Here is a 23,854-nt window from a genome sequence, read left to right on the forward strand (position 1 = left end):
CGCCCATGATGTCATCGCGCCCCCAACCTGCGACGGCACGCGCAATGGCGACTATCGACTACGGCAACAACACTCTCCTATGATGACATTGATCTTCTCATTGGGCGACAATCGGACGGAGCGGCATGACCCAGGACATGCAAGAGGCCCCCGCACCCCGGTACGCGGGGACCCGCGTACCGCGCGTTGAAGACGGCCGGCTGCTGACCGGTCACGGCAGCTTCGTCGACGACATCTCGCGGCCCGGCATGCTGCACGCCTGCTTCGTCCGCAGCCCCTTCGCCCACGCCCGGATCAACGGCATCGACACCACCGCGGAACTGGCTCTACCCGGCGTGCACGCGGTATTCACCGCGGCCGACCTCAACGCGGACGTCAAGGAGGCCTGGCACGCCGTCGCGGGCAGGGATGTTGCGGACACACCCCGACCGCCGCTGGCCGAGCGGGACGCGAAATTCGTCGGGGACCCGGTTGCTCTGGTCGTCGCCGAGAGCCGCTATGTCGCCGAGGATGCGATCGAGCTCGTCGACATCGACTACGAACCGCTGCCCGCGATCACCGATTTCACCCGAGCCCAATCGTCGGATGTGCTGGTGCACGAGAGCTACCCCGACAATGTCGCGGGTGGCCTGGCCGGGGCGCCACCCGACGAGCAGACCTTCGCCACATCGCCGTGCGTCGTGACCGAGAACATCTACCAACAGATGTACGCGCCGGTCCCGATCGAGACCCGCGGGCTGGTCGCCGAATGGGCGCGCGCCTCCGAAGAACTCACCCTCTGGGCTTCCACCCAGACGCCCCATGAGCTCCGGGCATTCTGCGCACGCCTGTTAGGCATTGCCGCACAACGGGTTCGAGTCATCATGCGCGATACCGGCGGCGGCTTTGGCCAGAAGGTCGTCCCGATGCGCGAGGACATGTGCATCATGCTGGCGGCCCGCAAGGTACCCGGGGCGCTGAAGTGGATCGAGGATCGGCGCGAAAACCTGATGTCGGCCGGGCAAGCCCGCCACGTTGACGGCACCGCACGGATGGCCTTCGACAGCGACGGCAACATCCAGGCGGCCGATGTCGACTTCATCATGGACATCGGCGCGTATCCGACGCCGTATCCGGTGTTGACCACGGCCGCCATCGGAATGTTCTTCCCTGGGCCATACCGGATACCCAAAGCCAGCTTCAGCTACAAGACGGTCTTCTCCAACACCAGCGGGTTGGCCGCTTACCGAGGTCCCTGGCAATACGAAACGCTGGCGCGCGAGATCCTTCTCGACATCGCGGCCCGCAAGATGGGTATCGATCCGATCGAACTGCGCCGGCGCAACCTGCTGCGGCGCGAAGAAATGCCCTACGTCAACCCCAACGGCATGCCCTACGACCACGTCGCCCCGATCGAGACGTTCGAACAGGCCGTGAAAATCCTTGATTACGAAGGCTTTCGTCGCGAACAGCGAGAGGCGCTGGCACACGGCCGATACCTCGGTCTCGGGCTTTCGGCCTACATCGAGCCAACCGGCGCCGCCACCGGCCATCTGGCCACCGAAGGGGCCACAATTCGCATGGAACCGACCGGCAAGGTCAACGTCTACGTCAACGGCGGGTCAAGCGGAAACAGCCTGGAAACCACCGTCATTCAGTTGACCGCCGACGCGCTCGGCGCCGATATCGACGACGTGGCCACGATCCAGGGCGATACCGCGATCACGCCCTACGGCGCCGGGACCCAAGGCTCCCGTAGCGGCCCGATGACCGCCGGAGCCGTCAACGAGGCGGGAAAGATCCTGCGCGAGAAAATCGTGGCGCTGGCCGCGCACCACCTCGAGGTGGCCGAATCCGAAGTGGAGTTGGCGCATTCGAAAGCAGCGGTGCGCGGCGATCCGGCAAGGCAGGTGACCTTTGGCGAGCTGGCCTATACCGCCTACTACTCGCCGCAGCAGTTGCCGTCAGCGATGTCGACCGAGTTGGAGGGGACCGCTCGGTTCAAGTCGCCCAATCCCATTCACTGGGCCAACGCAACACACGCCTGCACCTGCGAAGTCGATACCCAGACAGGCAAAGTCACGTTGCTGCGCTACGTGGTCAGCGAAGACGTGGGACCGATGATCAACCCCGCGGTGGTAGAGGGGCAGATCGCCGGCGGCACGGTGCAGGGCATCGGTGGCGCGTTGATGGAAAACCTCGCCTACGACGACGACGGAAACCCCCTGGCTACCACGTTTGTCGACTACCTGCTGCCGACCGCCACCGAGGTCCCACCGATCGAGTACGGCCACGTCGAAATACCCGGCCCGGGGCCGGGCGGCTACAAGGGCGCCGGCGAAGGCGGGGCGATCGGTTCCGCGCCTGCGGTCATCAACGCCATCAACGACGCCCTGGCACCGTTGGGGGTGACCGTCACCCGGTTGCCGGCCAGCCCCGCATCGGTGGCCTCGCTGCTGGCCGGAGCGTCCCGATGAAGCCGGCGTCGTTCGACTATCACCGCCCCGATACAGCCGAGGAAGCCGTGGGCCTCCTGGCCGAATTGGGTGAGGACGCCAAGATTCTGCCGGGCGGGCAGAGCCTGGTGCCAATGCTGTCGATGCGCCTGGCCTTCTTCGACCATCTCATCGACATTTCCCGGTTAGGGGAACTGCAGGGAATCCAGCTCCGCGACGATCAACTGTGGATCGGCGCGGGGACTCCAGACAGCAAGGTGGGGACCAATTCCCAAGTGCACCAGTCGATTCCGCTACTAGCCCGGGCAACCCCCTACATCGGGCACTTTCAGATCCGCAACCGAGGCACGTTGGGTGGTTCGATCGCGCATGCCGATGCCGCGGGCGAATACCCGACGGTGGCGCTCACCCTCGATGCGGTCATGGAGGTGCTGTCACCGCGCGGACACCGCGAGATCCCCGCAGCGGAGTTCTTCACCGGGCTCTGGGAGACCGCGATGGAGCCCGATGAGGTGCTCACCGGGGTCCGCTTTCCCACCTGGACGGGTAAGTCCGGCTTCGCGATGCGGGAATTCTCGCGCCGGCACGGCGACTTTGCGATCGCCGGCGCGGCGGTCGCCGTCCGACTCGACGACGAGCACCGGGTATCGCGCTGCGCGATAGGGCTACTCGGCCTGGGCCCTACCCCTCGGCGGGCGACGGCGGCGGAGGCGGCCGTTCTCGGCAAGCCGATCGACGAGCTGGTACCCGAGCAGATCGGCCAGAGCGCCATGTCCGGCCTGGATGACATTGCGTCCGATCTGCAGGGGTCAGCGTCCTACCGCGCCCAGGTGGGTGCGGTCATGACGGCCCGCGCCTGGTCGCGGGCCGTCCAGGAAGCGAACGCGGAGACCGCCCATGCATGAACGATCAGTCCAGTTGTCAGTCAACGGCAGTCGCGTTGCCGCCAGGGTCGAACCGCGGATGACATTGGCCGACTTTCTACGGGAGAAGTGCGGACTCACCGGTACCCATCTGGGCTGCGAGCACGGGGCGTGCGGCGCCTGCACGGTGTTGGTGGGAGGCGATGCCGTGCGCTCGTGCCTGCTGTTCGCGGTGCAGGCGGACGGGGCCGACGTGACGACGGTGGAGGGCATCGCGTCAGCTGACGGCGAGCTCTCGCCGGTGCAGTCGGCTTTGCGGGAGTGCCATGGACTTCAGTGCGGCTTTTGCACCCCTGGTTTCGTCGTGTCGATAACCGCGCTGTTGCGCGACAATCCCGATCCCACCGACGAGCAGATACGTGAAGGCCTGTCCGGGAATTTCTGTCGTTGCACCGGCTACCAGGGCATTGTCGCGGCTACCCGACGGGCCTCGGAGCTGATGTCGCAATGATGGGCTGGTCCCAAGGTGCGTCACTGCGGTGACTTGCGTTCGCTCGTGCGTAATCTGAATTCTGATATCTGGATTTCTCGGGGAGTAACGCGTGCGTTTACCGCAAAAAACACGGTGGGGCCTGCTGGCCCTGTCGGCTGCTGCTGTGCTGGCCGCCGGGTGCGACGCCACCATCGACGGCAAGCCGATCGCTACTCCGGGAGCGGGGCCAACCGAGCCGTCTTTTCCGACGCGCCGACCAACGACGTCGCCGCCGACCAGCACGTCACCCAGCCAGCCCACGTCGCCGGCCAGCCCGACCTCGCCCGCCGGCGCCATCCCGTTGCCGCCCGACGACAACGGTTATGTCTTCATCGAGACCAAATCCGGCCAGACACGCTGCCAGATCAACCACGACAGCGTGGGCTGCGAAGCGCCGTTCACCAATTCCCCTATCAAGGACGGGGAGCACGCCAACGGTGTGCACATCACCTCAGCCGGCAACGTGCAGTGGGTGCTGGGCAACCTCGGCGCGATCCCGACCGTCACCATCGACTACAAGACCTATGACGCGCAAGGCTGGATCATCACCGCCACCACCGACGGCACCCGCTTCCAGAACAACGGCACCGGGCACGGCATGTTCGTCAGCATCGACAAGGTAGAGACGTTCTGACCTGACTGGCGCCGCGGCGTCAGTACCATCGGTTCCGTGGCACGCTACGACCCACCTGACGACTTCCACAGCCAACCGACCCAATACGGCGGCTACCCAGCGGGCGGAAGGCCGCCGGCCGGTGCCCCACCGTCGCGGCCGGCCGGCCCGCAGTCCGGGCCACCCCCGCAGGCCCCGCCGGGCCCCGATTCACCCAATCCGTCCGAGCAGTTCGCATCCGCTGAGGGCTACGACCAGGAGAAGCCGGAGGCCGAGCCCAAGCCGTGGTATCGCAATCCGGTGACGCTGACCGGCTGGGCACTGCTGGTCATGATCCTGATCGCGCTGATCGTCTACGGCATCATCGAGCTGATCAGCGACCGGCAGGGCACCGGCAACCCGAGCACGACGACGCCTTCCACCACCACGTCGACCACCACCGCCGAGACGGCCACCACAACCCCGCCGACCACCACGACGACGACGGTCGCGCCGGCCACTACCCCCCGGGTCCAGCCGCCACCCCAACAACCCACGCATCCCCCGACGCATCGCTTCCCGCATCTGCCGCCGCTGCCGTCTGTGATCACCATCCCGGGAGTGCCGACGACGATCACCCTGCCGCCCCACCTGCCCTAGCCGTCAATGCCCAGGCCGACCGGCTAGAGACGCAATTGAGCTACCGTCCGGTAACGAACCGCGTTGCTGCGGGGTCGGGCTGACCGCAGCGGCTACCATCAGCGGCCGTGGCAAGGCACGATCCGCCGGACTACGGCGCCGGTGATCCAACCGCGTACGGCAACTACGGCTACGGCGACCAAGGTGGCGGCTACGGCCAACAGCCACCGCCCGAACCCACCCCGGGGTGGCGCAAGCCCCTGGCGTTGGCGGGTTGGGGCGTGTTGATCGCGGTCCTGATCGGGCTGATCATTTTCGGCATCATCCAGCTTGCCCATGGTCGCCCCACCCCCGCGTCGGTAACCAAGACGGTGACCGCCACCATGACCACCACGACGCCGACCACCACCACGGCGCCGACCAAGACGACCACCACAACCACCACCACGACGCCGACCACCACCACGACCACCACAACCACCACCACGACGACAACCACCACCACGACGCCGACCACCACCACGACGACCACCACGGCGCCGACCACCACCACGACGACCACGACAAACCCGATGCCCCCCGGAGCGATGCCAACTTTCCCTTCGCAGCTCACGCCGTCGATACCCACCGTGATCAATTTGCCGCCGGGCCTGTGAGCCGATTTCGCCGCATCGGCGGCGGTTATGGTGGGGAACGGCCAGCGGCCAGCGATCGCTGGCAAAGACAAGGGACACAGGGGTGTGGGATATGAGCGAGTCGCTCGGGCTGTCGATCGGGGTGGCCAACCTGGTCGCTACCCGGGCAGGCGGCGCCCCGCTGCGACGTGCATCGGTGTTGCATCTATTTCAGCACCAAGCGGCCGAAGTCGGTCTGCCAGAGGAAAACCCCGGTCTCGCCGGCGCTGGCCTAGTGCTACGGGGATTCGTCGAACGAGTTGGGGACCAGTCGCCGCTGATCGCGGCCGACGGCACCAAATACCTCGGCGAGGCGCTGGCCGTGCAAGCCCTGAGCGCGTTGGCGCGCACGGTCGGCTACGGTTCGCCGGTCACAATCGCCGCACCCGCGTATTGGTCGGGGGCTCAACTTGGCGCGTTGCGCGGGGCGTTGCTGACCGAGCCGGCCTTGGCGCCCAACGGTGTTGCTGCGGCGGTGGTCTCGGATGCGGCGGCCGCACTGGCAGCGCTGCGGCCCACACCGGGATTCCCGGCCAGCGGCGTGGTGGCGCTGTGCGATTTCGGCGCCGGCGGCACCAGCGTAACGCTGGCCCAAGTTGGTTCGAGTCTTCAGCAGATCGGCCCGACCTTCCGGTACCGGGAGTTCTCCGGCGACGAGATCGACCAACTCATCTTGAGTCATCTCCTGACGGTCACCCCCGGTATCGACAGCGCCGAGGTTTCCGGTACGGCGACCAGCATGGGGTCGGTCACGCTTCTGCTCGGCGGGTGCCGGTTCGCCAAAGAACACCTGTCGGCGGCGCCGGTGGCCACCATCGCAACGGGCGCGGCGGGGCAGCCGGGTGCCGATATCAGGTTTTCCCGCAACGAGCTTGAACAGCTCATCACCCAACCCCTGGACCGATTCATCGGCTCGGTCGAAGACATGCTGCAGCGCAGCGGAGTGCCACGGCCCAGCCTGGCCGCGGTGGCGGCCGTGGGCGGAGGCGCTGCCATCCCGCTGATCGGCAACCGGCTGTCGGAACGCCTGCAGGTACCCGTATTCACCACGGCACAACCGATATTCAGCGCGGCCATCGGCGCGGCGATGCTCGGCCAAGATCAATCGTCGGCCGGTGCTCCCACCGGCGCCGGGCCCGCGGTCGACATGCCAACCAACATTGTCGGCGCCGCCGGCACGATCGGCGCCATGACCGAGGTCTCGCCCACAGCGTGGGCGAACCAGGCCGGCAGTGCGGCGGCCTCCGAATCCGCATCTGACAACGCCAAATCGGCGACATATCGAGCCCTCGCCTGGTCCCAGGACGCGGACACCGGCAACGAACCGGTGCCCTACACCGGCCCCGACGCCACCGGCGAATACGGCCGGGAGCCAGCCACCGACTACGCGCCCCGCTACGACTACCCCGATCAGGACCGCTACGCCGAAGCCGCCCCCTTGCCGTGGTACAAACGCGCGGCGGTGGTGTTCAGCCTGGCCGCGGCCGGGCTAGCCATCTTGGTCGCGGTGGTGTTGGGGCTGACGCTGGGCACGTCCAACAACAAGCCGGTCAACACCACGGTTCCGGCGCCCCCACCGGAACCCATCACGACGACGATCTTGGGGCCCAACAGCAGCCCCACCGTGACCGTGATAACCCCGACGCCGCCCTCCACGACCAACCACCACGACGACGACCACGACCACGCCCCCGACCACCACGACCACCCAGCCGAACCCACCACCCGAACCACGACCACGCAGCCAACGACCACCGCCCCGCCGACCACCACCCAACAACCGTCGACGACGACGGCCGCGCCCATCACGCCGACCACCGAGGCGCCAGGGGCCTAGCCGGTCAGCGGCGTGCGGCGAACTCCTCCACCATCGCCTCGGCGCTGCGCACCGCGGCGCGGCAGGCTCTGGTGGTGAATGGGTCGTTGAGCGGATGATCCGCACGCCGGCGCCAGCGTTGCGCCGCGGCGAAAGCGGCCCGCGGACCGTCGTGCCGGTGCTGCGGATCCAACCCCAACCGGGCGGCGGGACTGGTGCCTGAGCCGCCAATGATGCGCCGCAGCGAGACGAGTTCTTCGTCATTCAATGTCGTTGCTTGCGAAGGCAACAGGCTCAGCACACGCAGTTCCTCAAAGGCGTGTGTGTCGGCCAGCAGTGGATCGATATCGGCGATCACGTACGGCGTCGCCATGACCGGGTGCGCCTGCACGAACCGGCGCAGCGAGACCAGCGCCGTATGCGCCTTGAGCATGTCTGAGCGCTGCGCGAACTGCTGATCGATCACCTCCCGCAGGGCCACCAGCCCACTGCGTTCGAGCAGTTCGGCGGCCAGCCCAGCCGAATCCGCGATCCCCGCCGCCAGGCCGGCGATCGAGATACGAATTCCGAACATGCCAAACCGCTCCAACAGCTGCGCGCGGGTGCCCGCGTCCACCGGCAACGGACTATCCGGCCGGACAAAGCGATCCACGCTGAGCAGTGCCTTGTTGAGTTCGGTGCTGTCGGCGCCGGCCAGCTTCTTCAGCGCCGCGAATTCACTCTGGCGCAGCGTGCGTGCGGTGAGCGCGAGCAGTCCGGATACCGGCACCACGGCCTGACAGATGCCCGTTTGACTCAGCTCGGCGGTGAATCGCTTCGCCACGTCTTGGGCCGAGGACATGGCATCGATCCGGCCCGCACCGATCTCATCGGCCCGTGAGGCGACCCCAATGATGCCCAGCGCTCCCGCCGAGTCCCCCACCCAGCCGCCAATCTGTTTGAGCAGCGCGATATCCGCGGCGTTGAGGGTTCGCAGCAGGAAGACCACGGCATCCACCCTGGGCACCCCGTCCGCGGGCACCAACAGCCGCAACGTGCGTTCGGAGGTATCCCGGTTCAGCGACGACGTTCCGGGGGTGTCGATGACCGTGGTATTGACGAGTTCTTCTGCTGGCCATTCGACGTCCAAATCCGCGATCTCGGCCGGGTTGAGCCGGCGCAGATCGAAGCTGAGACCATCCCGGTGGGTGATGGGCACGTTGACGCGGCGCCCGCCACGGTGGTTGGCCCCCACCCTGGGAGTCGGGCCGTGCCGGAACCCGGTGACGATACGGGTGGCCTCGGTGGCGTCCGTCGGCGCGATATCGTCGCCGACCAACGCGTTGACGAGCGTGGATTTGCCCGCCTTGAGGGTGCCGGCCAGCGCGATGCGGATCGGTTCGCTCAGCCGGGCACCAATGCGGTCGAGTTCGTAGAAGACGTCCGCGCGCTGGCGGTAGGCCGGCTCACCACGGTAGGCCTGAATGGTTCCGCCCAGAATTGCGCGGACCCGATCGCTGGTGCTCACGCTCGTCCTAGGTTCGCCCGGGGGCTCAATTTCAGCAGGTTGTCGGTGACCTGGCCGAGGATGTTGCGCTGTCGCTCGAGTTCGCGAACCCTGTTGTCGCGCTCGGCTTCTTCCAAGTGCGAGGCGGTGACCGTGGCCTGCAGCGATTCGTTCAACGACCGAGTGATCTCGTTCGCGATTTCGCGGTAGTGGTCACGCAGGGTCCGCTGGATCATCTTGAGACGGTCGCGCGATTCCTTGCCAACCACGAACGAGACATCGTCGACGAAGCGCCGCACGTTGGTCTTGGCCTCAGCACGCGCGCGCAGCAGCCGATTTTCACGGTCTTCCTTGTAGGCCATCCGGCCGAGTATCAACCCGGCCCCCACTGGCACGGGATTGAACAGACCCAGCCCAGCCACCGAGGACAACATGCCGATCATCACGACGCCGCCGTAGGAACCCCGCAAGCCGGTCACCACTTTCTGGGCCTTGCCGGCCGGCTTGGCTTCCAGTTGGGCGGGGGCCTTGAGCTGACCGAACTCGGCCCCCATGGCCCGCTTGCTCAGTTCCGGGGACAGCACCGAGTCCAGACCGGCGTCGGCGAAAGACCTGGCAACGTCGTCGGCCAATGCCTCGCCGCGCTGATATGCCCAGACGAAGTTGTCGCCGACGGCGGTGGCGATCGCGTTCTCCACATCGGTGCCCATCTCCGCCCAGTGCAGGGTCGGATCGCAGGAATCTATCTGACGCTCAGCGTCTTCGGTAACGGCACGGAACCGGGCCCGCAGATCATGATCCACATCGGTACTCAGGTCGGTGAATCCGTCGTTGAGCACCTGCTGCCACAGTGCGGTCTGCTGCAAGGCATCGTTGGCTTCGCGCTTGCGGCGCTCCAGGTCGCCCGCCAACCTGTCCCGCAGTGCGGGATCGTTGATGACCGCCAGCTCGGAGTCCACGGAGATCGTTAATTGCTCGGCAGCCGAACGTATTTCGCGCAGCACCTCATCGCGCACCCGGTCGGTTTCACGGGAGAGCACCTTTTCGCTGAGGAATTTGACGATCGCCGGGAAGTTGGATTCCTCGTTGAGTTCCTTGTCGTTGAGCGTGACCGCATGACTGCGCAATAGCGACGAGACGGGAATGATCGGCATTGGCACCCGAGCGCGCTGCAGGTGCGCGGCATTGGTGTTGACGATCTCGCGCCAGTGCGGATAGAGGTCGGTCTTGGTCGCAACCACCACCCCGGCCGGACAGAGCTGATGCGCCTTTCGCAGAAACCACATCTCCGGTTCGGTGAATTCTTGGCTGGCGTCACTGACCATCAACATGGCGTCAGCGTCTGGCAACAGCCCCAGAGTCGCAGACAGATGGGGCTGCCCGTGGCCGCCGACGCCAGGGGTATCGATGAAAGCCAACCCGCCTTGCAGCAGCGGGCTGGGTGCGCCGATCTCGACCCGCAAGACTTCGCGGCCACCCGCCTGCGGCGCCCGGCGCAAGTCGGTGTTGATGTCGTCGACTGGGACGTCGATCGAGGTGGTTTCGCCATTGGGCCCGGCGGCCACGATGATCCGGGCCGAGGGCTGCGGGCTGTAGCTGACCACCGTGACCACCACGGTGGCCTCGTCATCTCCCACTCGCGCCACGGGCAGGTTGAGCAGAGCGTTGAGCAGTTGGCTCTTGCCCTGTTTGAGCTGCCCAGCGATCACCACACGGATCTGTGGATCGGTGATCCGCTGGCGAGCACGGCGCAAGCGCCCCACCAGGTCATTGCGCTCGTTGAGTTCTGCGATCGCGATGGTGTGGTCGATGAGTTCGACAATCACGCCGACCCGACGCGGGTCATCGGGTTGGGTCACCGCATTGCCCCACTTTCTCGGTCGCTGCGTATTTCAGATCACGGTATGCGCATAAACCGGCGGGGACCACGAAGGTCCCCGCCGGTTTCGCGATTACGGCTCGGAACCCGTGCGGGTCAACCGGACCGTGTGACGGCGGATCGACATGCACCGGCGGTGTGTGGGTCACCGGAGGCTCGTGACCGAACACCGAGGGGCTCGGCGGCTCGTGATGCGCCGGCTGTTCGGCCGGCACGTGCGGTTGCGGTGTCACCACCGGTGCGTGCTCAACCGGCGGAGTGTGCGCCGGCGTCGGCGTCGCGACGTGCGGCGCGGGCGCATTGATCACCGGCGGGTTCGCGCCACCGTGACCGGCACCGGCGCCCGGGCTCTGGATGACGGGACCGTTGCCCGACGGTGGGCTCACCTGACCGCCGGCCCCGGCTCCGGCACCCCCGCCGCCCTGGATGACGGGCCCTTGACCGGTAGGGATGGTCGGCCCGTGCTCTACCGGCGGGATCCCGCCGCTGACGCCGCCGTTGCCCCCGAGGGTGGTGCCTTCCTGGCCAAGGATGTCTCCATGGCCCACCGATCCACCCGCGGTGCTCCCGCCACCGAGGCCGGCCTGGCCGCCAGCGGTGCTCCCGCCACCGAGGCCTACCTGGCCGCCAGCGTGTGTGCCACCGCCAACTCCGGCGCCCATTCCGGCTCCCGGGCTACCCGCCGTGCCACCCAGCTCCGTTCCCGCGCCGCCCGCCGCGCCTGCCACCCAGCCCGGCCTGGCCGCCAATGTGGGTACCGCCACCAAATCCGCCAGCCGCCTCGGCGCCTGCACCGCCCGCGACGCTGCCGCCCAGCCCGGCGGCCATTCCGCCGCCCGCACCGGAATGGACCCCTATGCCCGTACCACCGGCTGCGCCCAGGGCGGCGGGCTGCGGATTGGGATGCCCGCCCAAGGTGGTGCTGTCACCACTCAGGATGCTGCCCCGGCTGCCAGCCCCGAGGCCCAAGCCCGCACCGCCGGCTGCGCCGGCCTGACCGCCAACTCCCACACCGCCCAACGGGCCTGAAACATGTGGGGTGGCAGCACCATTGAGCGCGGCGCCTTCGCTGGCAATCAATCCGGCTTGACCGGTGGCTCCCAGCGATGCGTTGCCACCGATGCCGGTCAGGCCGCTGATGTTGCCCACGCCGGCAAGCCCGCCACCGACCGCGGCACCCGCTTGCCCACCCAGCGCCGCCTGGCCACCAATACCCAGACCGGCCTGGCTAGCGATACCTGCCGAACCACCGGCAGCAAGACCTGCCTGACTGGCGATACCGGCCTGGCTGGCGATACCGGCCTGGCTAGCGATGCCCGCTTGACCGGCAAGACCGGCCTGACTGGCAATGCCCGCCTGACCGGCAAGACCGGCTTGACCAGCAAGACCTGCCTGACTGGCGATGCCCGCCTGACCAGCAAGACCCGCCTGACCAGCAAGACCCGCCTGACCAGCAAGACCGGCCTGACCAGCAATGCCGCCACCTGCCTGGCCAGCGATGCCGCCGCCCGCTTGGCCCGCGATGCCACCGCCTACCTGGCCACCGGCGCCAACCTGGCCATTGCCAACGACGCGGCTTCCAAAGCCCGCACCTGCGCCAACCGCACCGCCGGCGCTACCGCCAACAGCGGCGCCAGCCTGACCACCCACGCCAGCCCCACCGCCGAAGCCACCGCCGATCGCACCACCAGCACTACCGCCGACCGCACCACCAGCCTGGCCACCAACACCGGCACCAACACCGACGCCAGCCTGAGCGCCCAGCTGCGCGTCAAACCCAGCCTGGCTCACAAACCCACCCCCAAACCAAGCCCAGCCTGACCACCCACGCCAGCTCCACCACCGAAGCCACCGCCGATCGCACCGCCAGCGCTACCGCCGACCGCACCACCGGCCTGGCCACCAACACCGACGCCAGCCTGACCACCCAGCTGCCCGTCAAACCCAGCCTGGCTCACAAACCCACCCCCCAAACCAAGCCCGGCCTGACCGCCGAGCGCGCCACCAACATCAAGACCAGCATTGCCGCCGATCCCGGCGCCAACCGTGGCGCCGGCCTGAGCGCCCAGCTGCGCGTCAAACCCAGCCTGGCTCACAAATCCACCGCCCAGACCAAACTCACCAGCGCCGCCGAACCCGCCGCCGAGACCAAGCCCAGCCTGACCACCCAACCCGCCGCCGAGTCCAAGTCCGAGCCCACCACCGACAGCGGTCTGACCGCCAAGGCCCACTCCCAGACCCGTTTGCGCGCCGATCCCAAGGCCCAAACCGGCGCCAGCCTGACCGGCAAATCCCCCCTCAAAACCGGCTCCGATGCCCAGCCCGGTTTGTGCGCCCAGGCCGGTCTGGGCGCCGAACCCGAGCCCGAGACCGGCACTGGCTTGCGCACCGAACCCGGCCTGAATACCGGCCCCGAAGCCCAGGCCGACCTGGCTGGCAAGCCCAACCTGGCCGCCGAAGTCTCCGGTTGCCTGCGTGTAAGCAAGGCCCGGAACAACTCCGCCGACACCGGTCTGCCACCCGAGGCCACTCTGGCTCCAAAACCCAGCTCCCAGACCGCTTGTCAGCCCGCTGGCCAGGCCTGCCCCAATGTCGGCCGCAACGACATTCGCCACCGAGGCACCGATGTCTGCACCGGCAAAGCCCGCATCAGCCGCAGCGACTCCCGCGTCACTCACGACCGCGGCAGCGTCTTGAGCAACGACAGCACCCGCATCTTGAGCAACGTAGCTCGACGCGGCGCCCACCTCCGAGGCCGGCGCAAGCCCGTATTGGTCCGCCACCGCTTGCTGCAATCCCCCAATCGGGTCCCCAGCACCAAGGTTAAGAAATGGCAGCGCATTGGCCGCGGCCGACGAGATCTCCACCGGAGACACGTTGACCAGTCCGGCGTTTGTCATGGCCTGCCCGGGAGATGCGACGAACGACCGTGCCGCGTCTTCGCTGCGAAACAGGCTCAGGATGTAGTCGACAAGCGAGGTCATCTTCATTGTCCCTTCAATCGAATGTGTGAAGTTGTTCGCCGAAACGACCGGCGCTCTGCCATAAACGCTATGGATTTGGCCCTTCCTCGAAATCGGGGCCAGATCCCCCAGCCCAACGAGTACCCACCGGGATCGACCGGGCCACCCTATTAGGGGATTAGGGGAAATTGAGCACCCCCAATGCGCATGCGGGAACCGCCCCCAAAAAAACCAGCATTTCTGCACGTCACATACCAATGACGGGCCGCAAGAGGCGGCTAGCTAGATCACTAGCGAACGGAGTTCACCCGTGGATGCCGAAGCCGTGGTGATCGGGCTCGGTGACATGCGGGTGATCGACTGGGTGATCCCAGATAGCCGGATCAGCCGCCGGCAGGACGCCGTGGTCAAAGGTCGGGTCGGGCGTCTCAGCACCCGTGAACAGCACTGATGGCTGATGGGGTTCGAACGCTACGGGATGCGGATCGGCGGTTACTTCACCGGAGGCGACGGGTGTTGGTTCGTTGATCACGCCGCCCGACGGTTGGTGCTGTGGGACGACCGCCCCGGCAACATGCGGCGAGAACGAGTCCAGCGCGGCCGCCGCCGCACCGCTCGCCCAAACGTTGCCGTGATCGGCAGGTTGTGCCCCGGCAATCGCCCCGCTCGGGCCGGCCATGGACAGTGAATCCGACACCATCGGGATCAGATTGTTGACGTCGGCGCTGGTCACGTCCGTAAGGTGGGCATCGGCGATAGCCTGCGCGGGGTTGGCCGCATACCGTGCGGCCGCCGCGGGGTCACGCACCAGCGCGATGACGAAATCGAGCAACGAGTTAGCCATCTCGCGCCTCCAAATCGCACATTTTCCGCGTCGGGGACGATGCTATCCGGTGATGCCACCAATGTGTTCGGTGTCCAACCCGCGTATCCCGCGACCCCATTAGGGGGTGGCGCGTTAGGGGATTTTGGGGTTCCGGGGTAAGAAACAGTATGGCCAGAAATCCGCTGTCACCCGCAAGTGATGCCCGGGGAGAGCGAGATGGGGTGTCCGAGGGCCACGCTTCGCGCGACGACACGTCGGCGCCCCCTAACTCGGCCGCGGTTCCCGCTCCCGCACGCGGGCTGATCGATGAACTCGCAAGCGGCGGCGCGACCCCGGTGAAGGCGTTGATCGGCGGCGGCATCGGGACCGGCAAGACAACCGTGCTGGGCACCGTCCGCGACGCCCTGCGCCGCACCGGGGTTACCGTCCGTACCCATCCCATCAAGGACTGCGAACCCTCCGAGGCGGCGCTCGTGGTCGACGACGCCCACCTACTCACCGAGGACGAACTACTGCGCCTGGCCGAGTGGGCCGCAGATCCCCAGGCCACCGTGGTGGTGGGCACACAGCTTTATCAGCAACACCCCACGCTGCGTGCGCTCGCGACGACCATAGAACGCGAACGACCTCAGATATCGCTGGGTCCGTTGCCGGTCGCCGACCAACTTCGGGATAGCACCGCGGGTATGCCGTTCTTGGTCGAGGCGGTATCCCGCGAGACCGACTCCCCGGTACCGGCGGCCAGGTTTGCCCTCATCGAGCGGTTGCGCCGACACGACGAACCCACCCTGGATGCGCTGCTCATCATGTCGTTGACCCAGGAATCGGGAACCACTGACGTGGCCGCCGCGCTTGGCGTGTCCACCTCGGAAGCGCGTCAGCTCGTCGATCGTGTGCACGCCAGCGGACTGGTCGAGCCGTCACATCCGCCCGCCTTCCTGCGGCTGGTACATGAGGCGGTCGTACACATCGTCGGCAACACACACCACCATGAGGTCGAGACCTCCCTGCTGCGATCACAACTCGACATCTCGCCGATGTCGCAAGATCTCGCGCTGCGGCTGGCCGAGCACGGGCTGCACGGTGAGCGATTGGCGACCGCCCTCGCCGGATACGCCTCGGCCGCGCGCGGTGAACCCGCGCAGACGGCGCGGCTCTACCGGGCGGCCGTCAGTGCCGGCGCAACAGAACTGAAATCCCAATTGGCCGATGCGCTGGCCCGCACCGGCGACTGTGCGGGCGCGGCGGCGTTGGCCGACGAGCTGCTTGGCTCCGCGGATTCCGCGCAACGCGCCGCGGCGGTGCGGATCGCGGCCAGCGTGGCGACCTATGAGGGCAACGCGGGTCAAGCGGCCGAGCTGTTCGGGTGGTTGGGCCCCTACCCGGATGCGGTCGTTGGTTCGTCAGCGGCGATCGTGCTCGCTGCGGTGGGTGATCTGGAGACCGCCCGCGCCGCGCTAGACGTGAAGGACACCGGCCCGCCGACCATGGCGGCGCGGGCCGCGCGCGGTCTTGCCGACGGACTGCTGCTGACCATGGATCAGCCATATCCGGTGGCCATGGCGAAGCTGGGGCAGGCCATCGCGGCGGACCAACCGATCACCGAGGCAATCCCCGACAGCCCGGCCGCGCTGGTGACGTTGGCCGCGATTCATGGCGGTGATCCGGTCCGCGCACGCAGCGTGATCGGGCGTGCGGTGCGCTCCGGAACCGACCAGGTGTTCCATCAGCGCCACCTGCTGCTATCCGGCTGGATCAAGATGCAAGAGGGGCAACTCCCGTCGGCCAGTGCTGATGTCACCGCGGCTTGCTCCGGTGCACCAATGCATCGACGCGACGCACTGTGGGCCGCGGCACTTGAAACCGCGATCGCACGCCGCAGTGGTGATGCCGGTGCACTGCAAAAGCATTGGAATGCGGCCATGGAGGTGCTCGGCGAGTATTCCCTCGACCTGTTCGCATTGCTGCCGTTGGGCGAATTGTGGGTAGCGGCCGCCCGTAATCGCCAGGTGGACCAGCTTCAACACACTTTGGATCAGGCCTTTTCGCTGCTGAATTCACTTGGCAACCCGGTCTTGTGGTCAAACTCACTTCATTGGGCCGGGGTGCATGCGGGAATCCTGGCCAACTCGCCAGGTGCTGTTGCACCACACGGACAGGCGCTTGGCGCGGCCGCTGCCGAGAACGCTCTGGCGCATGCCCTGTCGGTCGCCGGACGGACGTGGCTGCGAGTGCTGGCCGACCAGGTGGATGTCGAGGAGGTCACCGTCGCCGCCCGGTCATTGTCGGGCGTGGGACTGACGTCTGACGCGACCAGGCTGGCCGGTCAAGCCGCCCTGCAGACGCCCGATGCCCGGGTCTCTGGAGCCATGTTGCAACTGGCTCGAGACCTGAAGCTGGCCAGCGGCTTTGACGATCTCACCGATGCGGAACCGGTCGCCGGTGCGGCGCCCGCACCCCGCCAGCCACCGGCCGGATCCCCTCTATCCGATCGCGAACGTGAAGTCGCCGAGCTACTGCTGTTGGGCATGCCTTACCGCGACATCGGCGCCCAGCTGTTCATCTCCGCGAAGACGGTTGAACACCACGTCGCGCGGATCCGTCGTCGCCTCGGCGCGGGCTCTCGCTCGGAGATGTTGTCGATGCTGCGGGCGATGTTGACGGCACCGGGCTGAGACAAAAATGTCCTAAAGCGAGCGAGCCTAGGTTAGGACAGCCTTTCTCGCGGCGAATTAAGCAAAGATGTCAGTATGAGCAGGTTGAGCTGCCAGTAAGCACACTGAAATGCATTGGAGAGTACTTCGGTGACCACGCAGATGCTCATCAGACTGACAGTTGGAATGGGCATGACCGCGGTCGTGGTCGTGCTCGCACTGCGTCGGGTCTGGTGGCTGTACAAGCTGATCATGTCTGGGCAACCAGCCTCGGGACGTACCGATGACATCGGCGCCCGGATCTGGACGCAGATCGCCGAGGTGTTCGGTCAGCGGCGGCTTCTGAGATGGTCGATCCCCGGCATCGCGCACTTCTTCACCATGTGGGGCTTCTTCATCCTGCTCACGGTCTACATCGAGGCCTACGGGTTCCTGTTCGTGGAGAACTTCTCCATCCCGGTGATCGGCCACTGGGACGCGCTGGGCTTCCTGCAGGACTTCTTCGCCACCGCGGTGTTCCTGGGCATCGCTACCTTCGCCATCATCCGGATCAAGCGGAACCCGCGCGAGATCGGTAGGGCGTCGCGCTTCTATGGCTCGCACAACAGCGGTGCGTGGCTCGTTCTGTTCATGATCTTCAACGTCATCTGGACTTACGTCTTGGTCCGGGGCTCAGCGGTCAACAACGAAACGCTTCCTTACGGCAAGGGCGCATTCCTGTCCCAGCTGTTCGCGGCGATCCTGCGCCCGCTTGGTCAGCCCGCCAACGAGATCATCGAAACCACGGCGCTGTTGGCGCACATCGCGGTCATGCTCGCGTTCTTGATCATCGTGCTGCACTCCAAGCACCTGCACATCTTCTTGGCTCCGATCAACGTCACCTTCAAGCGCCTGCCCGACGGGCTGGGTCCGCTGCTGCCGGTGGAAGCCGACGGCAAGCCGGTCGACTTCGAGAACCCGCCCGACGACGCCATTTTCGGCCGCGGCAAGATCGAGGACTTCACCTGGAAGGGCATGCTCGACTTCGCGACCTGCACCGAGTGCGGGCGCTGCCAGTCACAGTGTCCGGCCTGGAATACCGGCAAGCCGTTGTCGCCCAAGCTGGTCATCATGGACCTGCGCGACCACTGGATGGCCAAGGCGCCCTACATCCTGGGTGAGAAGACCGCGGATCCGCTCGAGGGTCTTGACCTCGAGACCGCCGCCGAAGAAGGCCACCACGTGCCCGAATCCGGCTTCGGCCGGGTGCCCGGAGACGGTCCCGAGCAGGCCGCGCGCCCGCTGGTCGGTACCGCCGAACAGGGTGGTGTCATCGATCCCGACGTGTTGTGGTCCTGCGTGAGCTGCGGCGCCTGCGTCGAACAATGCCCGGTGGACATCGAGCACATCGATCACATCGTCGATATGCGCCGCTACCAGGTGATGATGGAGTCGGAGTTCCCCTCCGAGCTGTCGGTGCTGTTCAAGAACCTGGAGAACAAGGGCAATCCGTGGGGCCAGAACGCTTCGGACCGGACCAACTGGATCGACGAAGTCGACTTCGATGTCCCGGTCTACGGCGAGGACGTGGATAGCTTCGACGGCTACGAGTACCTGTTCTGGGTGGGTTGCGCCGGCGCCTACGACGACAAGGCCAAGAAGACCACCAAGGCCGTCGCCGAGCTGCTCGCCACCGCGGGTGTGAAGTTCATGGTGCTGGGCGCCGGGGAGACCTGCAACGGTGACTCCGCCCGCCGGTCCGGCAACGAGTTCCTGTTCCAGCAGCTGGCCCAGCAAGCCATCGAGACCCTCGACGGCGTCTTCGAGGGCGTGGCGACCGTCGACCGCAAGGTCGTCGTCACCTGCCCACACTGCTTCAACACCCTGGGCAAGGAATACCGGCAGCTGGGCAGCAACTACAGCGTGCTGCACCACACCCAGCTGCTCAACCGGCTGATCCGCGACAAGAAGTTGGTCCCGGTCACCCCGGTTTCCCAAGATGTCACCTATCACGACCCGTGCTACCTGGGTCGGCACAACAAGGTCTACGAGGCGCCGCGTGAGCTGATCGGCGCCGCCGGGGCCAACCTTGCCGAGATGCCACGCCACGCCGAGCGCAGCTTCTGCTGTGGCGCCGGCGGGGCCCGCATGTGGATGGAAGAACACATCGGCAAGCGGATCAACCACGAACGCGTCGACGAGGCGCTGGCCACCAACGCTTCCACCATCGCCACCGCGTGCCCGTTCTGCCGGGTGATGGTGACCGACGGTGTCAACGACCGGCAGGAAGAAGCGGGCCGTTCCGGTGTCGAGGTACTCGACGTGGCCCAGGTGCTGCTCGGCTCGCTCGACCGCGAAAAGGCAACGCTGCCGGAGAAAGGCACGGCCGCAAAGGAAGCCGAAAAGCGGGCGAAAGCTGCGCCTAAGGCCGCCGCCCCGGCCGCGCCCGCCCCGGCGCCCGCCGAGGCACCCGCGAAGGCTGCTGAGGCCCCGGCCGCCGCCACAGCGGCCAGCCCGGCCGCACCGGCCAAGGGGCTGGGCATGGCTCGACCGGGCGCCAAGAAGGCAGCTCCGGCGCCAGCAGCCGAAACCGCGGCAGCGGAGGCCCCGGCCGCACCGGCCAAGGGCCTTGGTATGGCCGCGGGCGCCAAGAAACCCGGCGCCAAGAAGGCGGCCGCGCCCACCGGCGAAACCAAGCCGGCCGAGGCGGCCGCACCCGCCGCACCGGTCAAGGGGTTGGGTATGGCCTCGGGCGCGAAGCGACCTGGGGCCAAGAAGGCAGCGCCACCAGCTGCTGCGGCACCGGAAGCGGCCGCGACGGCACCGGCTCCCGAGGCCGCGGCCGCGCCCGCGGAACCTGCCGCACCCGCCGCCCCGGTCAAAGGGCTGGGAATCGCCACCGGCGCCAAGCGTCCGGGGGCGAAGAAGGCACCCGCGCGGGCGGAAGCGCCCTCCGCGGCGGCCCCCGCCCAGCCGGAGCCCGAGGCAACGCCGGAACCCGAGCCGGCCAGCAAGCAGGATGGGGAACCGACTCCACCTGCGGCGCCGGCCGCCCCGGTCAAGGGTCTGGGCATGGCACGGGGTGCGCGTCCGCCGGGCAAGCGCTGACCGTGGCTTGACACCTGTCAGCAAATATCAGTGGACAGCGATGAGACCATGGTTGACGTGACCACTCACCAGCTGCCCTGGCACGCCTCCAGCCACCAGCGCCAGCGTTCCTTCGCGCAGTCGTCCAAGCTTCAGGACGTCCTGTACGAAATCCGCGGTCCGGTGCACCAGCAGGCCGCGCGGCTGGAGACCGAAGGGCATCGGATCCTCAAGCTCAATATCGGCAACCCCGCACCGTTTGGCTTCGAGGCGCCGGACGTGATCATGCGCGACATGATCCAGGCGCTGCCCTATGCGCAGGGGTACTCCGACTCGCAAGGGATCCTGCCGGCCCGACGTGCCGTGGTCACCCGCTACGAGCTCGTCGACGGCTTTCCCCGATTCGACGTCGACGATGTCTACCTGGGCAACGGTGTCTCCGAGCTGATCACCATGACGCTGCAGGCCTTGCTCGACAACGGCGATCAGGTGCTGATTCCCGCACCCGACTATCCCCTGTGGACGGCGTCGACCTCGTTGGCCGGCGGCACTCCGGTGCATTACCTATGCGACGAGACGCAGGACTGGCAGCCCGACATCGCCGATCTGGAGTCCAAGATCACCGAGCGCACCAAGGCGCTGGTGATCATCAACCCCAACAACCCCACCGGCGCGGTCTACAGCCACGAAATCCTCACCCAGATGGTGGAGCTGGCCCGCAAGCATGAACTGTTGCTGCTCGCCGACGAGATCTACGACAAGATCCTCTACGACGACGCCAAGCACATCAGCGTGGCCACGCTCGCCCCGGACATGCTGTGCCTGACCTTCAATGGCCTGTCCAAGGCCTACCGCGTTGCCGGATACCGGGCGGGTTGGCTGGCGATCACCGGCCCCAAGGAGCACGCCAGCAGCTTCATCGAGGGAATCAGCCTGCTGGCCAACATGCGCTTGTGCCCGAACGTCCCGGCCCAGCATGCGATCCAGGTCGCCCTGGGCGGCCACCAAAGCATCGATGATCTGGTGCTCCCCGGCGGTCGTCTGCTCGAACAGCGTGACGTCGCCTGGTCCAAGCTCAACGAAATTCCCGGGGTGTCCTGCGTCAAGCCCAAGGGTGCGCTGTATGCGTTTACCCGGCTGGACCCGGAGGTCTACGACATCGCCGACGACGAACAACTCGTGCTCGATCTCCTGCTGTCCGAGAAGATCCTGGTCACCCAGGGGACCGGGTTCAATTGGCCGGAGCCGGATCACCTGCGTCTGGTGACCTTGCCGTGGTCGCGTGATCTAGCAGCGGCCATCGAGCGCCTGGGCAACTTCCTAGTCAGCTACCGGCAGTAGCACCGAATCCGGAGTTGCGGGCGCCCCGCTCGTTGTCGATTCGGCGCATCCGCCGGTGCCGATCCCGTTTGCACCACCGTGGCGCATTGCCGGCTATACGACGATGCCGTCCGCGCCGTTCGGGCCGGGCTTACCCCCGGGTCCGGGGTTACCGCCTTTGCCACCGACGCCGGGGACGGGACTGCCCGCGGGCGCGTGGGCATTACCGCCAACCCCGCCGGTGCCGCCGGTGGCGACGGTTGCCGTACCGTCGCCCCCGCGACCGCCATTGCCGGCACTAGCGGTTCCGGTTCCCGTGGTCGAGGCATAACCGCCGGCGCCGCCGTTTCCGCCGTTGGAACCGTTGGCTGTGCCACCGTCACCACCGTTCCCGCCGATGCCGCCGGTGGCCGTGGCAGTCGAGGCGCCATTAAGGGTGTATGCGGCACCGCCTTGGCCGCCGTCACCCCCGACGGCGCCGGTACCGCCGGCGCCTGGGGCGCCGCCGATGGCCTCTCCGCTTCCGTTGTTGATCCCAACACCTCCGACGCCGCCGGTCCCGCCGCGGCCGGTGCCGCCGCTGCCGCCATCACCACCGGCTCCGCCGGTGGCGGCGAGCACTGAGGCGCTGCTGTCGATTTCCGTGAATCCACCGGCACCGCCGGCCCCGCCATCGGTGGCGCCATCGCCGCCGTGACCGCCGGCACCGCCCTGCGGGACAACCGTGGAGGCGCCGTTGTTGATGTCCGCGCCGCCACCCGAACCGCCGATCCCACCGACTCCGGTGCTGCCGGTGCCACCATCACCGCCGACGCCGGCGATGATATTTCCGGTCCCGAAGGTGAAGGCAAAACCGCCCGACCCCCCGTTTCCGCCGTCGGTACCGTCGCCACCGGCACCGCCGCTGCCGCTGGTAGCAGTGGCGGTCGAGGCGCTGTTGAGGACGCTTGCGGCGGCGGCGGACCCGCCGGACCCGCCGGCTCCGGTAGTGCCGTCGGTGCCGGCCGCTCCGTCGGCTCCGGTGGCGTTTCCGGTTCCGTAGTTGTACGCCGCACCGCCCGAGCCGCCGTTGCCGCCGACGACACCGGTGCCGCCCTTCCCAGCGGCGCCACCGAAGGCGTCGCCGGCTCCGTAGTTGATCGCGGTGCCGCCGGGACCGCCACCCCCACCGTGGCCGGTACCGCCGTTGCCGCCGTCCCCGCCAGTGCCTCCGGTGGCGGTGGCCCTGGAGCCAGCGCCATCGATAGTGGTCCTGCCGCCATCCCCACCGGCGCCGCCGTCCGTGGCGCCGTCCCCACCGTGGCCACCGGCGCCGCCGACGAAGGAAACCGTAGAAGCGTCGTTATTGACTTCCACGTTCCCGCCGTCACCGCCGGAACCGCCGTTGCCGGTGCTGCCTGTGCCGCCATCGCCGCCGGTGCCGCCGGTGACGTTTCCAGTCCCCCTAGTCGACGCAGCACCGCCCACACCGGCGTTGCCGCCATCGTTCCCGTCGCCACCGGCACCCCCGGCACCGCCCGTGGCAGTAGCGGCCGAGGCGCCATTGAGGATCTGCGCGGCGCCGCCCCCACCCCCGGCACCGCCAGTGCCCCCGGTACCCCTGCTACCGGCGCCGCCATCGCCACCCGCGCCACCGGTGGCGTTTGCGGTTCCGTAGCTAGTTGCGTTGCCGCCGCCGCCACCGGCCCCGCCGTTGGTGCCGACGCCGCCATCGCCGCCCCGACCGCCGCTGCTTCCCATCGCACCGCTGTCGCCGCCGGTGCCGCCATTGCCGCCGTTCCCGCCGCCGGGTGCGGAGTTACCACCCGCCCCGCCAGCACCGCCGTTGCCGTAGAAGCCGCCCGCGCCACCATGTCCGCCGTCGCCACCGTTGCCGATGGCGGGGCCGGCAGGGCCATCGGCGGCATAGCCGGTCCCGCCGGCACCGCCATTTCCTCCGTTGCCGGCGATGATGGTGCCGGCGGCACCGCTGGCACCGGCGACCGCACCCGCGCCACCGGCCGCCCCGCTGTTGCCGCCACCGCCGACCGCGCCGGGGTCACCACCGGTGCCGCCCATGCCCCCGGAGGTGGCCGCGTCGGGGCCGACCCCACCGGTACCACCGTTGCC

The 23,854-nt window shown here is 67.6% G+C and carries 14 protein-coding genes and 3 pseudogenes; 10 read left to right on the top strand and 7 right to left on the bottom strand.

Going from position 1 to position 23,854, the window contains the following annotated elements:
• The first annotated feature begins 125 nt into the window (after window positions 1–125).
• The 7 genes and pseudogenes from MMSP_RS25075 (at window position 126) to MMSP_RS29665 (ending at window position 7,572) form a co-directional block, all read left to right on the top strand.
• Window positions 126–2,456, top strand: coding sequence for a xanthine dehydrogenase family protein molybdopterin-binding subunit (locus tag MMSP_RS25075; RefSeq protein WP_020788861.1), 2,331 nt, complete (start codon window positions 126–128; stop codon window positions 2,454–2,456).
• Entirely contained in the window at window positions 2,453–3,340 is an 888-nt protein-coding gene (locus tag MMSP_RS25080; RefSeq protein WP_020788862.1) for a xanthine dehydrogenase family protein subunit M, read from the top strand. The genes MMSP_RS25075 and MMSP_RS25080 overlap by 4 nt, the downstream gene beginning before the upstream one ends.
• Window positions 3,333–3,809, top strand: coding sequence for a (2Fe-2S)-binding protein (locus tag MMSP_RS25085; RefSeq protein WP_020788863.1), 477 nt, complete (start codon window positions 3,333–3,335; stop codon window positions 3,807–3,809). The genes MMSP_RS25080 and MMSP_RS25085 overlap by 8 nt, the downstream gene beginning before the upstream one ends.
• 91 nt (window positions 3,810–3,900) lie before the next feature.
• Complete coding sequence (locus MMSP_RS25090; RefSeq protein WP_011738891.1) at window positions 3,901–4,464, top strand: hypothetical protein; 564 nt, start codon at window positions 3,901–3,903, stop codon at window positions 4,462–4,464.
• Window positions 4,465–4,500: 36 nt separating this feature from the next.
• Window positions 4,501–5,082, top strand: a complete 582-nt coding sequence (locus MMSP_RS25095; protein ID WP_020788864.1) for a hypothetical protein — start codon at window positions 4,501–4,503, stop codon at window positions 5,080–5,082.
• Between the two features lie 107 nt (window positions 5,083–5,189).
• Window positions 5,190–5,717, top strand: coding sequence for a hypothetical protein (locus MMSP_RS29205; RefSeq protein ID WP_020788865.1), 528 nt, complete (start codon window positions 5,190–5,192; stop codon window positions 5,715–5,717).
• A 91-nt stretch (window positions 5,718–5,808) separates the two neighbouring features.
• Window positions 5,809–7,572 (top strand): annotated as a pseudogene (locus MMSP_RS29665) (Hsp70 family protein).
• Between the two features lie 4 nt (window positions 7,573–7,576).
• Here the strand turns inward: MMSP_RS29665 and iniC are convergent.
• The 6 genes and pseudogenes from iniC to MMSP_RS25135 all read right to left on the bottom strand — a co-directional run bounded on the left by iniC (window position 7,577) and on the right by MMSP_RS25135 (window position 14,723).
• Window positions 7,577–9,058 carry an isoniazid-induced dynamin-like GTPase IniC gene (iniC, locus tag MMSP_RS25110; RefSeq protein ID WP_020788868.1) on the bottom strand — a complete coding sequence of 494 codons (1,482 nt, stop codon included), beginning with the start codon at window positions 9,056–9,058 and terminating at the stop codon, window positions 7,577–7,579.
• Window positions 9,055–10,896, bottom strand: a complete 1,842-nt coding sequence (gene iniA, locus MMSP_RS25115; protein WP_020788869.1) for an isoniazid-induced dynamin-like GTPase IniA — start codon at window positions 10,894–10,896, stop codon at window positions 9,055–9,057. Before iniA ends, iniC begins: the two co-directional genes overlap by 4 nt.
• A complete protein-coding gene (locus tag MMSP_RS29215) occupies window positions 10,880–11,578 on the bottom strand; it encodes a hypothetical protein (protein WP_235065838.1) in 699 nt (232 codons plus the stop codon). The genes iniA and MMSP_RS29215 overlap by 17 nt, the downstream gene beginning before the upstream one ends.
• 205 nt (window positions 11,579–11,783) lie before the next feature.
• Window positions 11,784–12,137: pseudogene (locus MMSP_RS29220) on the bottom strand (hypothetical protein); the annotation flags it as partial.
• A gap of 566 nt (window positions 12,138–12,703) precedes the next feature.
• Complete coding sequence (locus MMSP_RS29670) at window positions 12,704–13,900, bottom strand: IniB N-terminal domain-containing protein (protein ID WP_304412625.1); 1,197 nt, start codon at window positions 13,898–13,900, stop codon at window positions 12,704–12,706.
• A gap of 283 nt (window positions 13,901–14,183) precedes the next feature.
• On the bottom strand, window positions 14,184–14,723 hold the full coding sequence (locus MMSP_RS25135) for an IniB N-terminal domain-containing protein (protein WP_011738884.1): 540 nt from the start codon (window positions 14,721–14,723) through the stop codon (window positions 14,184–14,186).
• Window positions 14,724–14,926: 203 nt separating this feature from the next.
• On the opposite strand from MMSP_RS25135, the gene iniR reads away from it, so the two are divergent.
• The 3 genes from iniR to MMSP_RS25150 all read left to right on the top strand — a co-directional run bounded on the left by iniR (window position 14,927) and on the right by MMSP_RS25150 (window position 21,766).
• Entirely contained in the window at window positions 14,927–17,380 is a 2,454-nt protein-coding gene (gene iniR, locus MMSP_RS25140) for an isoniazid response ATPase/transcriptional regulator IniR (protein ID WP_020788873.1), read from the top strand.
• Window positions 17,381–17,509: 129 nt separating this feature from the next.
• Entirely contained in the window at window positions 17,510–20,446 is a 2,937-nt protein-coding gene (locus MMSP_RS25145) for a (Fe-S)-binding protein (protein ID WP_036426961.1), read from the top strand.
• Between the two features lie 30 nt (window positions 20,447–20,476).
• Complete coding sequence (locus MMSP_RS25150) at window positions 20,477–21,766, top strand: pyridoxal phosphate-dependent aminotransferase (RefSeq protein WP_020788876.1); 1,290 nt, start codon at window positions 20,477–20,479, stop codon at window positions 21,764–21,766.
• A 93-nt stretch (window positions 21,767–21,859) separates the two neighbouring features.
• Here the strand turns inward: MMSP_RS25150 and MMSP_RS29675 are convergent.
• A pseudogene (locus tag MMSP_RS29675) lies at window positions 21,860–23,854 on the bottom strand (PE family protein); the annotation flags it as partial.

The organism is Mycobacterium sp. 012931 (assembly GCF_000419295.1).
In the GTDB taxonomy this organism is placed as follows: Bacteria; Actinomycetota; Actinomycetes; order Mycobacteriales; family Mycobacteriaceae; genus Mycobacterium; species Mycobacterium marinum.